This window comes from Escherichia sp. MOD1-EC7003, from assembly GCF_002965065.1.
In the GTDB taxonomy this organism is placed as follows: Bacteria; Pseudomonadota; Gammaproteobacteria; order Enterobacterales; family Enterobacteriaceae; genus Escherichia.
In genome coordinates, this window is the sequence record NZ_PTRE01000033.1 from 52,446 (window position 1) to 65,401 (window position 12,956).

Sequence of the window (12,956 nt, forward strand, 5' to 3'; positions counted from 1 at the left end):
GTGGCTGATATCGCCACCATCTTTCACTGGCCGCCATCCGTTACTGACGTTATGCCGCTGACCGAAGTGCTGGAATGGCGGTATAAAGCGATTCAGAGAAGCGGGGCCAACGATGAGTGATAATAACCTGCGGCTGCAGGTCATTCTTAATGCGGTTGACAAACTCACCCGCCCATTCCGTGCTGCACAGGCCAGTTCGAAAGAGCTGGCTGGCGCAATCAGAAACTCCCGTGACGCATTAAAGCAACTCAATCAGGCGGGTAACAGCCTGGAAAAATTTCGCAAGCTGCAGGCTGATAACAAGAAGTTAGGCGACAGGCTGAACTATGCCAGACAGAAGGCTAATTTGCTTAGCTCTGAGCTGGAGGCGATGGAACAACCATCACAACGGCACCTTGTGGCTTTAGGTCGGCAAACGCTGGCAGTCCAACGCCTGGAAGAACAGCAAAAATATTTGCAGAAGCAAACGGCGCTTGTGCGTGCAGAGCTGTACCGGGCGGGAATTTCTGCGAAAGATGATGCGGGAGCAACCGCCCGTTTAGCCCGTGAAACATCACGTTATAACCAGGAATTGTCGAAACAGGAGGCGCGGCTGAAGCGACTGGGGGAAGCTCAGCGCAGGATGAATGCAGCACGTGCCAGTTATGCCCGTTCGCTGGAGGTGCGCGATCGTATTGCAGGTGCCGGAGCCACCACCACGGCTGCAGGGCTGGCAATGGGCGCACCAGTGATGGCGGCAGTAAAAAGCTATACCAGCATGGAAGATGCCATGAAAGGTGTGGCAAAGCAGGTCAATGGTCTGCGTGACGATAATGGCAACCGCACTGCACGTTTTTATGAAATGCAGGATGCCATCAAGGCTGCCAGCGAACAGTTGCCGATGGAAAACGGTGCGGTGGATTTCGCTGCACTGGTTGAAGGTGGTGCGCGCATGAACGTCGCAAACCCTGACGACAGCTGGGAAGACCAGAAACGTGACCTGCTGGCCTTCGCCAGTACGGCAGCAAAGGCGGCAACAGCCTTTGAGCTGCCAGCGGATGAACTGTCAGAAAGTCTGGGGAAAATCGCCCAGCTCTACAAAATCCCTACCCGCAATATTGAACAGCTCGGTGATGCGCTGAACTATCTGGATGATAACGCCATGTCGAAAGGGGCAGATATCATTGATGTCATGCAACGCCTGGGTGGTGTGGCTGATCGTCTGGATTATCGTAAAGCGGCGGCGCTGGGTTCCACCTTCCTGACACTGGGCGCTGCGCCAGAGGTTGCAGCCAGTGCAGCAAACGCGATGGTGCGTGAATTGTCCATTGCCACCATGCAAAGCAAGAGTTTCTTTGAAGGGATGAATCTGCTGAAACTCAATCCTGAAGTGATTGAAAAGCAGATGACGAAGGATGCGATGGGAACCATCCAGCGCGTGCTGGAGAAGGTGAACGCACTGCCGCAGGACAAGCGTCTGTCTGCCATGACCATGTTGTTTGGTAAAGAGTTTGGTGATGACGCGGCGAAACTGGCAAACAACCTGCCGGAACTGCAGCGCCAGCTAAAACTGACAGCGGGCAATGATGCGCTCGGCTCCATGCAGAAAGAATCCGACATTAACAAGGACTCACTTTCTGCGCAGTGGTTGCTGGTTAAAACCGGAGCGCAGAACACCTTCAGCAGCCTGGGCGAAACGCTGCGCCAGCCGCTGATGGATATTCTGTACATGGTGAAAAGCGTCACGGGAGCGTCGCGTCGTTGGGTGGAAGCTAACCCGGAACTGACGGGCACACTGATGAAAGTAGCCGCTGTGGTGGCTGCCGTTACCGTGGGCCTCGGCACCTTAGCGGTGGCGCTGGCTGCAGTGCTGGGGCCGCTGGCAGTCATCCGTCTGGGGTTCTCTGTGCTGGGTATCAAAACGTTACCTTCCGTTACGGCAGCAGTAACCCGAACCAGCAGCGCGTTGTCCTGGCTGGCTGGCGCACCACTGGCACTGCTGCGACGCGGGCTTGCTTCATCGGGCAACGCTGCGGGTTTACTTACTGCGCCGTTGTCGTCTTTGCGCCGCACGGCATCACTGACGGGAAATGTCCTGAAAACTGTAGCAGGTGCGCCGGTTGCACTTTTGCGGTCTGGATTATCCGGTTTACGTGCAGTTGCTGTGATGTTTATGAATCCACTGGCAGCACTACGCGGCGGGTTTGCTGCCGCAGGCGCGGTGCTGCGTGTGCTGGCATCCGGTTCGCTGGCGATGCTGCGCGTTGCCCTGTATGCCGTATCAGGTCTGTTAGGTGCTTTGCTCAGTCCGATAGGTCTTGTGGTTACTGCACTGGCGGGTGTGGCGCTGGTTGTCTGGAAATACTGGCAACCCATCACCGCATTTCTCGGTGGCGTGGTGGAAGGATTCAAAGCAGCGGCTGGTCCCATCAGTGCCGCATTCGAACCACTTAAGCCTGTGTTCCAGTGGATTGGAGACAAAGTGCAGGCGCTGTGGGGCTGGTTTACTGACCTGCTGACGCCTGTTAAGTCGACCTCTGCCGAACTGCAGAGTGCAGCGGCAATGGGGCGACGATTCGGGGAGGCACTGGCGGAAGGGCTGAATATGGTCATGCATCCGCTGGACTCGCTGAAATCCGGCGTTTCCTGGTTGCTGGAGAAACTCGGCATTGTCAGTAAAGAGGCTGCAAAAGCGAAACTGCCGGAAAGCGTGACGCGTCAGCAACCTGCGACGGTGAATGCAGACGGTAAAGTGATGATGCCATCGGGTGGTTTTCCGTCATGGGGATATGGCTTTGCGGGGATGTATGACAGCGGCGGGTATATCCCGCGCGGGCAGTTCGGCATTGTCGGTGAAAACGGGCCTGAAATTGTTAACGGTCCGGCAAACGTGACCAGCCGGAGAAATACAGCTGCACTGGCTGCGGTTGTTGCCGGAATGATGGGTGTTGCTGCCGCGCCAGCAGAGCTTCCACCGTTGCACCCTTTGGCACTTCCCGCGAAAGGCGGTGAAGCGATGGTGAGTCGCGCAGCTGCTGTGCCGCCCGTTCACCGGATTGAGGCACCGACGCAGATCATCATCCAGACGCAGCCAGGACAAAGTGCGCAGGATATTGCGCGGGAGGTGGCACGCCAGCTTGATGAACGTGAACGCAGACTGAAGGCAAAGGCCAGGAGTAACTACAGCGATCAGGGGGGATACGACGCATGATGATGGTGCTGGGATTGTACGTGTTTATGCTGCGCACCGTGCCGTATCAGGAGCTGCAGTATCAGCGCAGCTGGCGACATGCGGCTAACAGCCGGGTTAACCGACGCCCGTCAACGCAGTTTCTGGGACCGGACAACGACGTGCTGACGCTTTCTGGTGTTCTTATGCCGGAGATAACAGGCGGCAGGCTGTCGTTGCTGGCACTGGAGCAGATGGCAGAACAGGGGAAAGCATGGCCTCTGATTGAAGGCAGCGGCACGATTTACGGCATGTATGTGATTGAGGGACTGAATCAGACTAAAACGGAGTTTTTCCGCGACGGTATGCCGCGCCGGATTGAGTTCACCCTGTCGCTCAAACGGGTGGATGAATCCCTGTCCGATATGTTCGGTGATCTCAGTTCGCAGCTGAATAATCTGCAGGACACGGCAACATCTGCATTAAGCGATATCAGTAAAACGGTGGGAGGGCTGCTGTCGTGAATTTCAGCTCTGAACTGCTTAACAAAGGCAACAAAACTCCGGCATTCAGCATCAGTATTGAGGGCAGGGATATCACCACTGTGCTGGATAACCGCCTGATGAGTCTGACGCTGACGGACAATCGGGGCTTTGAAGCGGACCAGCTTGATCTGGAACTGGATGATGTCGACGGAAAAATCGTGCTGCCGCGCCGTGGTGCGGTCATTACGCTGGCGCTGGGGTGGAAGGGGCAGCCGCTTTTCCCGAAAGGGGCATTCACGGTGGATGAAATTGAACACACTGGTGCACCGGACCGCCTGACTATCCGGGCGCGAAGTGCTGATTTTCGGGAAACGCTGAATACCCGTCGTGAAAAATCGTGGCACAAGACCACAGTTGGGGAAGTGGTGAAGGAAATAGCCGCGCGTCACAAGCTGAAGATGGCACTGGGTAAAGACCTGTCGGATAAGCCCGTGGAACATATAGACCAGACTAATGAGAGTGACGGCAGTTTTCTGATGCGGCTGGCGCGCCAGTACGGTGCTATTGCGTCGGTGAAAAATGGCAATCTGTTATTCATTCGGCAGGGACAGGGTAAAAGTGCTAGCGGTAAACCACTGCCGGTGATCACTATCACACGTAAGGACGGCGACAGTCACCGCTTTACCCTGGCAGATCGCGGAGCTTACACGGGCGTAATTGCCAGCTGGTTGCATACCCGCGAACCCGCGAAGAAAGAAAGCACCACGGTGAAGCGTAAGCGCAGGACTAAGAAGCAGAAGAAAGAGCCGGAAGCGAAGCAGGGCGATTACCTGGTGGGTACGGATGAAAACGTGCTGGTACTCAATCGCACCTATGCCAACCGGAGTAACGCCGAACGGGCAGCGAAAATGCAGTGGGAACGCCTGCAACGCGGTGTTGCGTCATTCTCGCTACAACTGGCGGAAGGTCGGGCAGATCTCTACACGGAAATGCCTGTGAAGGTCAGTGGCTTTAAACAGCCAATAGATGATGCGGAATGGACCATTACCACCCTGACGCATACTGTCAGCCCGGATAACGGTTTTACGACCAGTCTGGAGCTTGAAGTGAAGATTGATGATTTCGAAATGGAATGATTCTTCGCAATGGAGAACTTTTAAGTTTGCAAAATGGAATAATGCGGTATCATTATTGTGAATTTAGCAAAAATGGGGAGAACTCGAAAAATGATGATTTGCCCACTGTGTGGAAGTGCCGCCCATACTCGCAGCAGTTTTCAGGTATCTTCATTGACCAAAGAGCGTTACAACCAGTGCCAGAACATTAACTGCAGCCATACTTTTGTTACCCATGAAACTTTTGTTCGTTCGATTGCAACGCCAAAGGAGTCAAATCCGGTTCAGCCGCATCCAATGAAATCAGGACAGGTGGCGCTCTCACTTTGACGCTGCCGCCATTTTGTCGCCATCGTTAAAAAACAGTGCTTCTAACATCATGATTTTAAACAGCATAAATCTCAGGCAACAAAAAACCCATCAACCTTGAACCTAAATGGCGGGGTTGATGGGCTCCACAAAATGGGGACATCAAAGAAAAGCAGTGGCACTAATTAAGACTGATGCCCTGAGGAAAAGTTCTGCGATTGTGCAAAAAAATTTCATTTTCAGGGCAACTTCAGTTTTATCCTAATCCTGGCCATACCATGACGATGATTGTCCCTGCCAGCGTCAGCAGGACGTTGGCGATTGCATAGGTGCCCGCATAGCCCAGCGCCGGGATATTACTGCGTGCTGTATCGCTGATGATCTCCATTGCTGGCGCGCAGGTGCGTGCGCCCATCATTGCGCCGAACAACAGTGCGCGGTTCATTCGCAATACATAAGCACCGAACAAGAAACAGATAACCACTGGCACCAGACTGACAATCAATCCGGCAATCAACATCTGACCGCCAATCGCACCCAGTCCGTTATTAATACCGCTACCGGCGCTCAGACCAACGCCCGCCATAAACACCATTAAGCCGAATTCTTTCACCATGCTTAACGCACCCTGCGGAATGTAACCGAAGGTCGGGTGGTTAGCGCGCATAAAGCCCAGCATAATACCGGCGAATAACAACCCGGCAGCGTTCCCCATGCCGAAACTGAATGTGCTGAACTGGAAAGTGATCATCCCGATCATCAGCCCAATAACAAAGAAGGCGCAGAATGCCAGCAAGTCAGTGACCTGACTGTGAATCGAGATAAAGCCGATGCGATCGGCGATGGTTTTTACGCGACGGGCATCGCCGCTGACTTGTAAAACGTCACCTTTGTTAAGCACGACGTTGTCATCTATCGGCATCTCAATCTGGCTACGAATGACGCGGTTAAGGAAGCAGCCGTGATCGGTCAACTTCAGTTGTGCGAGACGTTTGCCAACGGCATTATGGTTTTTAACGACCACTTCTTCAGTGACGATACGCATGTCGAGAAGGTCACGATCAAAAACCTCTTTGCCGTTACGGAAGCTGGGATCGAGTCGGGCGTGGGCGTCGGGATAGCCTACCAACGCTATTTCATCGCCCATTTGCAGCACGGCATCACCGTCTGGATTTGCCAGAATTCCGTTACGTCGAATACGCTCAATGTAGCAACCGGTTTGTCGATAAATACCCAGCTCACGCAGATTTTTGCCGTCGGTCCAGGCCACCAGCTCCGGGCCGACGCGGTAGGCGCGGATCACTGGTAAATAAACCTTACGGTTGGCATCAGTATCCAGGCCACGTTCGCGGGCGATTTGCTGGGCGCTGGTCTGTAAGTCCTGATGCTGCAATTTCGGCAAGTAACGCGCCCCAACAATCAAACTCACCAGACCGATTAAATAGGTTAAGGCGTACCCGAGGCTCAGATTATCCAATGCCAGTGAGAGCTGTCTGCTTTCCATGCCGGAATGACGCAGTGTATCGCCAGCACCGACAAGAACCGGTGTCGACGTCATAGAGCCTGCTAACATACCGGCCGTCAGGCCAATATCCCAGCCAAACAGCTTACCTAACCCTAAGGCTATCACCAGCGCACTGCCAACCATTACCAGTGCTAACATTAGGTAATTTTTCCCATCGCGAAAAAAAATGGAAAAAAAGTTCGGTCCGGCTTCGACCCCGACGCAGAAAATAAACAGCATAAAGCCAAGATTAAGCGCGTCGGTGTTAATGCTGAAATGTTGTTGGCCTAATAACAGCGATACGACTAAAACACCAATGGAATTACCCAGTTGGATCGAACCAAGTCGTAATTTTCCGAGACATAGCCCAAGCGCGAGGACCACAAATAATAACAGAATGTAATTCCCATTTAACAATTCGGCGACGTTTATATTCACGGAGGCTAACTTCTTGTTTACTAGTAAGCTGTTGAAAGAAATGGTAATTTACGATAATGTTTCTTACCAGAATTCAGGGCGCAGATTCATTCAGCGCACCTAAACGATAGTAAAGTAACAATATATTTTACTAGTGTAATCACATTAGGTATCAACGGCTATATGAATTGCGTTGGCCTATATTAGCATGGAATGCGAAGCGGCTTTATCTTACTGAACGCCACACTGGCGAAAAATGTGTTCGATAGACGCAGTGTCAGGAGGAACGAGTGAAACATAAACAACGTTGGGCAGGGGCAATCTGCTGTTTTGTCCTCTTCATTGTGGTGTGCCTTTTTCTGGCGACGCACATGAAAGGCGCTTTTCGGGCTGCCGGGCATCCTGAAATCGGCTTGCTGTTTTTCATTCTTCCTGGAGCCGTTGCCAGCTTCTTTTCACAGCGTAGAGAAGTCCTGAAACCTCTGTTTGGCGCAATGCTGGCGGCACCCTGTTCGATGCTCATCATGCGGCTGTTTTTTTCACCGACGCGCTCATTCTGGCAAGAGCTGGCATGGTTATTAAGTGCGGTGTTCTGGTGTGCGCTGGGGGCATTGTGTTTCTTATTTATCAGCAGCTTTTTTAAACCACAGCACAGAAAAAATCAATAAAGCCCTCAACGGGAGGGCTTGTCAGACGATCAGGCGTCCAGATTCTCTTTCACCCATGCAGCAAAATCGGTATAGCCACCGATATGTTGCTGATCGACAAAAATCTGCGGCACGGTTTCTACGGGTTTACCTGCCTTTTGTTGTAGATTTTCTTTAGTGATCCCTTCCGCACGAATATCTATACTCTAAATAATTCGAGTTGCAGGAAGGCGGCAAGCGAGTGAATCCCCAGTCACTTACATAAGTAAGTGACTGGGGTGAGCGAACGCAGTCGCAGCACATGCAACTTGAAGTATGACGAGTATACATACTGATACTGAAAATCATCGCGTTCATTGCTCAATTTCTCAGCCAGATCTTTTGCACGCACACAGTAAGGGCAACCCGGACGACCAAAAATAACGGTTTGCATTGTTTCTCTCCTCATAGATTTATTGCCTGTAATGTTCACGCCAAAATGTATTCGCTGAAAGTAGGTTTAACCTGTTGCATTAATTGCTAAAAGCGATAACTGTTAAACACCATACAGCGAAAAATTTTAGACTGAAGGCTTACTATGCAGAGGGAAGCGTATGTGCGCGATCGGTAAATTGCCTAAGAGCGTGTTGATACTGGAATTTATCGGAATGATGTTGCTGGCGGTGGCGCTACTGTCGGTAAGCGGCTTCCTGTCGCTGCCGGAGCTATTCTCTGGGCCAGAGGTGCAGATTCTGATGATTTTTCTTGGTGTTTTGCTCATGCTTCCCGCTGCGGTGGTCGTTATTCTTCAGATGGCAAAACGTATTGCCCCACAGCTGATGAACCGTCCACCGCAATATTCACGTTCAGAAAGAGAAAAAGATAATGACGCCAACCATTGAACTTATTTGTGGCCATCGATCCATTCGCCATTTCACTGATGAACCCATTTCCGAAGCACAACGTGAGGCGATTATTAACAGCGCCCGTGCAACGTCCAGTTCCAGTTTTTTGCAGTGCAGTAGCATTATTCGCATTACCGATAAAGCGTTACGTGATGAACTGGTGACGCTGACTGGCGGGCAAAAATACGTGGCGCAAGCAGCGGAGTTTTGGGTGTTCTGTGCCGACTTTAACCGACATTTACAGATCTGTCCGGATGCTCAGCTCGGCCTGGCAGAGCAGCTGTTGCTCGGTGTCGTTGATACGGCAATGATGGCGCAGAATGCGTTAACCGCGGCTGAATCGCTGGGATTGGGCGGGGTATATATCGGTGGCCTGCGCAATAATATTGAAGCGGTGACGGAACTGCTGAAATTACCGCAACATGTTCTGCCGCTGTTTGGGCTGTGCCTTGGCTGGCCTGCGGATAATCCGAATCTCAAGCCGCGTTTACCGGCCTCCATTTTGGTGCATGAAAACAGCTATCAACCGCTGGATAAAGACGCTCTGGCGCAGTATGACGAGCAGCTGGCAGAATATTACCTCTCTCGTGGCAGCAATAATCGCCGGGATACCTGGAGCGATCATATCTGCCGGACAATCATTAAAGAAAACCGCCCATTTATTCTGGATTATTTGCACAAACAGGGGTGGGCGACGCGCTAAAACCATCACGCCGATGTATGATATGCGGGCTTTTGACCAGGTCTGACAGAGAGGTGCAGGGTGAAAATTGCCATATTGTCCCGGGATGGAACGCTCTATTCGTGTAAGCGGCTGCGTGAAGCCGCTATGCAGCGCGGTCACCTGGTTGAAATTCTTGATCCGCTTTCTTGCTACATGGACATCAATCCTGCGGCGTCTTCTATTCACTACAAAGGCCGCAAGTTACCTCATTTTGACGCAGTGATCCCGCGTATTGGCACCGCCATTACCTTTTATGGGACAGCGGCACTGCGTCAGTTCGAAATGCTGGGTAGCTATCCGCTCAATGAGTCGGTCGCCATTGCCCGCGCGCGTGACAAATTGCGTTCTATGCAACTGCTGGCGCGTCAGGGCATCGACCTGCCTGTCACGGGCATTGCGCATTCGCCGGATGATACCAGCGACTTAATCGACATGGTCGGTGGTGCACCGCTGGTGGTTAAACTGGTCGAAGGCACGCAGGGAATTGGCGTCGTGCTGGCAGAGACGCGTCAGGCTGCAGAAAGCGTGATTGACGCTTTTCGCGGTCTGAACGCGCATATTCTGGTGCAGGAATATATCAAAGAGGCGCAAGGGTGCGATATACGCTGTCTGGTTGTTGGCGATGAAGTGGTCGCTGCGATTGAACGGCGGGCGAAAGAGGGCGATTTTCGTTCCAATTTGCATCGTGGCGGCGCGGCAAGCGTCGCCAGTATCACGCCACAGGAGCGTGAAATCGCGATAAAAGCCGCGCGAACGCTGGCACTGGACGTTGCTGGTGTAGATATTTTGCGTGCTAATCGCGGGCCGTTGGTGATGGAGGTGAATGCGTCGCCGGGGCTGGAAGGAATAGAAAAAACCACTGGTATCGACATCGCGGGTAAAATGATCCGCTGGATCGAACGCTACGCCAAGACAGAATATTGCCTGAAGACAGGGGGGTAGTCGCAATTACATTACTGATTATGGTTTTGCCTGCGCTTTTTGCGTAAGCTGTGCCTGTCTTTTTATCGGAAGAGGTTGTACAAAATTATGACATCGCTGGTCGTTCCTGGTCTGGATATGTTGCGTCAATGGCTCGATGACCTGGGGATGAGTTTTTTTGAATGTGATAACTGTCAGGCTCTGCATCTGCCCCACATGCAGAATTTCGACGGTGTCTTTGATGCCAAAATCGATCTGATCGATAACACGATCCTGTTTTCTGCCATGGCAGAAGTCCGACCTTCAGCCGTGTTGCCGTTGGCGGCAGATTTATCTGCCATCAATGCCAGTTCGCTGACCGTGAAAGCATTTCTTGATATGCAGGATGATAATCTGCCAAAGTTGGTGGTTTGCCAGTCTTTATCCGTTATGCAGGGCGTAACCTATGAGCAGTTTGCATGGTTCGTCCGTCAGAGCGAAGAGCAGATTTCGATGGTTATTCTTGAAGCTAATGCCCATCAACTGCTGCTACCGACTGACGATGAAGGGCAAAACAACGTTACCGAAAACTATTTCCTCCACTGATAACTCCTTTCGAGCACGCAGTCGCTGCCGCAGTGACTGCGTGCTGCAAAATTATCTGCTGTTTTTAACCTTTTGTTAAAGATTATTTCACTTCTATTGTCCCGATTTAGCTCTATCACATAGAGCAAATATGCATAAAAATTTATTCAATACCGTTTTTTAATCTGAGCTATAGTCTCAAGCCCTGGCTAAAGTTATTCTTGCGATGCTTTTATATAGCGAGCCGTGCTGGCCGGGAGCCACCACGTTACCGATGCTGGTCTTCTCCAGCGTGCGGATGGGGGGGAATCCGGAAATCAACGCCCTGGCAACATTGATCCTCGGTGCGGTCGGAATTGTCGGATTTATCGCCTGGTATCTGATGGCACGTGCAGAAAAACAGTGGATACGCGATATCCAGCGTGCAAGACGTGGCTGAAGACACTAAAATTTGCCAACCTGGCTACATAATGCCGCGCATGTCGCGGCATTGTTTTCATGGAAGACGAAACGTTGGGATTTTTTAAGAAAACATCTTCATCTCATGCTCGCCTCAATGTGCCTGCGTTGGTGCAGGTGGCGGCGCTTGCCATTATTATGATCCGTGGCCTCGACGTGCTGATGATTTTCAATACGCTGGGCGTGCGCGGTATTGGCGAGTTCATTCATCGCAGCGTACAAACCTGGAGTTTAACGCTGGTCTTTTTAAGCAGTCTGGTGCTGGTTTTCATTGAGATATGGTGTGCGTTTTCACTGGTGAAAGGCCGTCGCTGGGCGCGCTGGCTGTATCTGTTGACTCAAGTCACAGCCACCAGTTATCTGTGGGCGGCTTCGTTGGGTTATGGTTATCCGGAGCTGTTCAGCATCCCCGGTGAATCAAAACGCGAAATCTTCCATAGCCTGATGTTGCAGAAGTTGCCGGATATGCTCATCCTGTTGCTACTGTTCGTTCCCTCGACCAGTCGGCGGTTCTTCCAGTTGCAATAATGTGTATAATCGTCGCCCCTGATGATGTGAAGGTCAATGTATGCAGTGCGCACTTTACGACGCGGGTCGCTGTCGTTCCTGTCAGTGGATAACGCAGCCGATTCCAGAGCAACTCTCCGCTAAAACCGCCGATCTTAAAAATCTACTCGCCAATTTTCCTGTTGAGGAATGGTGCGCACCGGTGTCAGGCCCGGAACAAGGATTTCGTAATAAAGCCAAAATGGTGGTGAGTGGTAGCGTTGAAAAACCACTGCTCGGTATGCTGCATCGAGACGGCACACCGGAAGACCTTTGTGACTGCCCGCTTTATCCTGCCTCATTTGCGCCCGTTTTTGCGGCGCTAAAACCGTTTATCGCCCGTGCGGGGCTAACGCCCTACAACGTGGCACGTAAGCGTGGCGAACTGAAATACCTTCTGCTGACCGAAAGCCAGAGTGATGGCGGCATGATGCTGCGTTTTGTACTGCGTTCCGAAACCAAGCTGGCACAACTGCGTAAGGCGCTGCCGTGGTTACAGGAACAACTGCCGCAGCTAAAAGTGATTACCGTCAATATTCAGCCAGTGCATATGGCGATTATGGAAGGGGAAGCGGAGATCTACCTGACGGAACAACAGGCGCTGGTGGAGCGTTTTAACGATGTGCCGCTGTGGATCCGTCCGCAAAGTTTCTTCCAGACTAATCCGGCGGTCGCCAGCCAGTTGTACGCTACCGCGCGCGACTGGGTACGGCAGCTACCAGTTAAACATATGTGGGATCTGTTCTGCGGCGTGGGGGGCTTTGGTTTACACTGCGCGACGCCTGAAATGCAGTTAACCGGGATCGAAATTGCACCAGAGGCCATTGCCTGTGCGAAGCAGTCAGCTGCTGAACTGGGCTTAACGCGTTTGCAATTTCAGGCGCTGGATTCCACTCAATTTGCCACTGCTCAGGGGGAAGTCCCGGAGCTTGTGCTGGTTAACCCGCCGCGTCGCGGCATTGGTAAACCGCTGTGTGATTATCTCTCAACGATGGCACCGCGTTTTATTATCTACTCTAGCTGTAACGCCCAAACCATGGCGAAAGATATCCGCGAACTGCCAGGTTATCGCATCGAACGGGTACAGCTTTTTGATATGTTTCCGCACACTGCGCACTATGAAGTGCTGACGCTGCTGGTAAAAATGTAAATACATCACTCAAGTCAATATCTCTTCGGCATACATCCATTCCAAATAATAATCGTGATCGATCGATTAGTATTAACCGATCG

The 12,956-nt window shown here is 51.9% G+C and carries 13 protein-coding genes and 3 pseudogenes; 13 read left to right on the forward strand and 3 right to left on the reverse strand.

Translation table 11 applies throughout. The annotated features are described in order from the left end of the window. From A7090_RS06340 to A7090_RS06360, 5 genes are all read left to right on the forward strand, one after another. On the forward strand, positions 1–120 hold the full coding sequence (locus A7090_RS06340) for a GpE family phage tail protein (RefSeq protein WP_000763311.1): 120 nt from the start codon (positions 1–3) through the stop codon (positions 118–120). Then, positions 113–3,190 carry a phage tail tape measure protein gene (locus A7090_RS06345; RefSeq protein WP_105273377.1) on the forward strand — a complete coding sequence of 1,026 codons (3,078 nt, stop codon included), beginning with the start codon at positions 113–115 and terminating at the stop codon, positions 3,188–3,190. The genes A7090_RS06340 and A7090_RS06345 overlap by 8 nt, the downstream gene beginning before the upstream one ends. After that, complete coding sequence (locus A7090_RS06350; protein ID WP_105273378.1) at positions 3,187–3,672, forward strand: phage tail protein; 486 nt, start codon at positions 3,187–3,189, stop codon at positions 3,670–3,672. Before A7090_RS06345 ends, A7090_RS06350 begins: the two co-directional genes overlap by 4 nt. After that, positions 3,669–4,769 (forward strand): phage late control D family protein, encoded by a 1,101-nt coding sequence (locus A7090_RS06355; protein ID WP_105273379.1) that lies wholly within the window; start codon positions 3,669–3,671, stop codon positions 4,767–4,769. The genes A7090_RS06350 and A7090_RS06355 overlap by 4 nt, the downstream gene beginning before the upstream one ends. Positions 4,770–4,859: 90 nt before the next feature. Continuing rightward, positions 4,860–5,078, forward strand: coding sequence for an ogr/Delta-like zinc finger family protein (locus tag A7090_RS06360; protein WP_000972391.1), 219 nt, complete (start codon positions 4,860–4,862; stop codon positions 5,076–5,078). A 235-nt stretch (positions 5,079–5,313) separates the two neighbouring features. On the opposite strand, the gene A7090_RS06365 is transcribed toward A7090_RS06360, so the two are convergent. Further along, a complete protein-coding gene (locus A7090_RS06365; RefSeq protein ID WP_001024876.1) occupies positions 5,314–6,999 on the reverse strand; it encodes an aspartate:alanine antiporter in 1,686 nt (561 codons plus the stop codon). A gap of 269 nt (positions 7,000–7,268) precedes the next feature. Between A7090_RS06365 and A7090_RS06370 the strand changes: the two genes are divergently transcribed. Continuing rightward, positions 7,269–7,646 (forward strand): inner membrane protein YbjM, encoded by a 378-nt coding sequence (locus A7090_RS06370; protein WP_047601448.1) that lies wholly within the window; start codon positions 7,269–7,271, stop codon positions 7,644–7,646. Between the two features lie 29 nt (positions 7,647–7,675). Here the strand turns inward: A7090_RS06370 and grxA (A7090_RS06375) are convergent. Together grxA (A7090_RS06375) and grxA (A7090_RS26995) are read right to left on the reverse strand one after the other, a co-directional pair. Beyond that, positions 7,676–7,825 (reverse strand): annotated as a pseudogene (gene grxA, locus A7090_RS06375) (glutaredoxin 1); the annotation flags it as partial. 128 nt (positions 7,826–7,953) lie between these two features. Further along, positions 7,954–8,058 (reverse strand): annotated as a pseudogene (gene grxA, locus A7090_RS26995) (glutaredoxin 1); the annotation flags it as partial. A 160-nt stretch (positions 8,059–8,218) separates the two neighbouring features. On the opposite strand from grxA (A7090_RS26995), the gene A7090_RS06385 reads away from it, so the two are divergent. From A7090_RS06385 to rlmC, 7 genes and pseudogenes are all read left to right on the forward strand, one after another. Then, positions 8,219–8,506 (forward strand): YbjC family protein, encoded by a 288-nt coding sequence (locus tag A7090_RS06385; protein WP_105273380.1) that lies wholly within the window; start codon positions 8,219–8,221, stop codon positions 8,504–8,506. Then, entirely contained in the window at positions 8,490–9,212 is a 723-nt protein-coding gene (gene nfsA / locus A7090_RS06390) for a nitroreductase NfsA (RefSeq protein ID WP_105273381.1), read from the forward strand. Before A7090_RS06385 ends, nfsA begins: the two co-directional genes overlap by 17 nt. Before the next feature lie 60 nt (positions 9,213–9,272). Beyond that, positions 9,273–10,175 (forward strand): 30S ribosomal protein S6--L-glutamate ligase, encoded by a 903-nt coding sequence (rimK, locus tag A7090_RS06395; protein ID WP_105273382.1) that lies wholly within the window; start codon positions 9,273–9,275, stop codon positions 10,173–10,175. Between the two features lie 87 nt (positions 10,176–10,262). Next, positions 10,263–10,739, forward strand: a complete 477-nt coding sequence (locus tag A7090_RS06400) for a YbjN domain-containing protein (RefSeq protein WP_044325529.1) — start codon at positions 10,263–10,265, stop codon at positions 10,737–10,739. A gap of 232 nt (positions 10,740–10,971) precedes the next feature. Beyond that, a pseudogene (locus A7090_RS06405) lies at positions 10,972–11,157 on the forward strand (putrescine ABC transporter permease PotI); the annotation flags it as partial. Between the two features lie 59 nt (positions 11,158–11,216). Further along, complete coding sequence (locus tag A7090_RS06410; RefSeq protein ID WP_105273383.1) at positions 11,217–11,705, forward strand: YbjO family protein; 489 nt, start codon at positions 11,217–11,219, stop codon at positions 11,703–11,705. 40 nt (positions 11,706–11,745) lie between these two features. Beyond that, a complete protein-coding gene (gene rlmC / locus A7090_RS06415) occupies positions 11,746–12,873 on the forward strand; it encodes a 23S rRNA (uracil(747)-C(5))-methyltransferase RlmC (RefSeq protein ID WP_105273384.1) in 1,128 nt (375 codons plus the stop codon). Positions 12,874–12,956 lie beyond the last annotated feature (83 nt).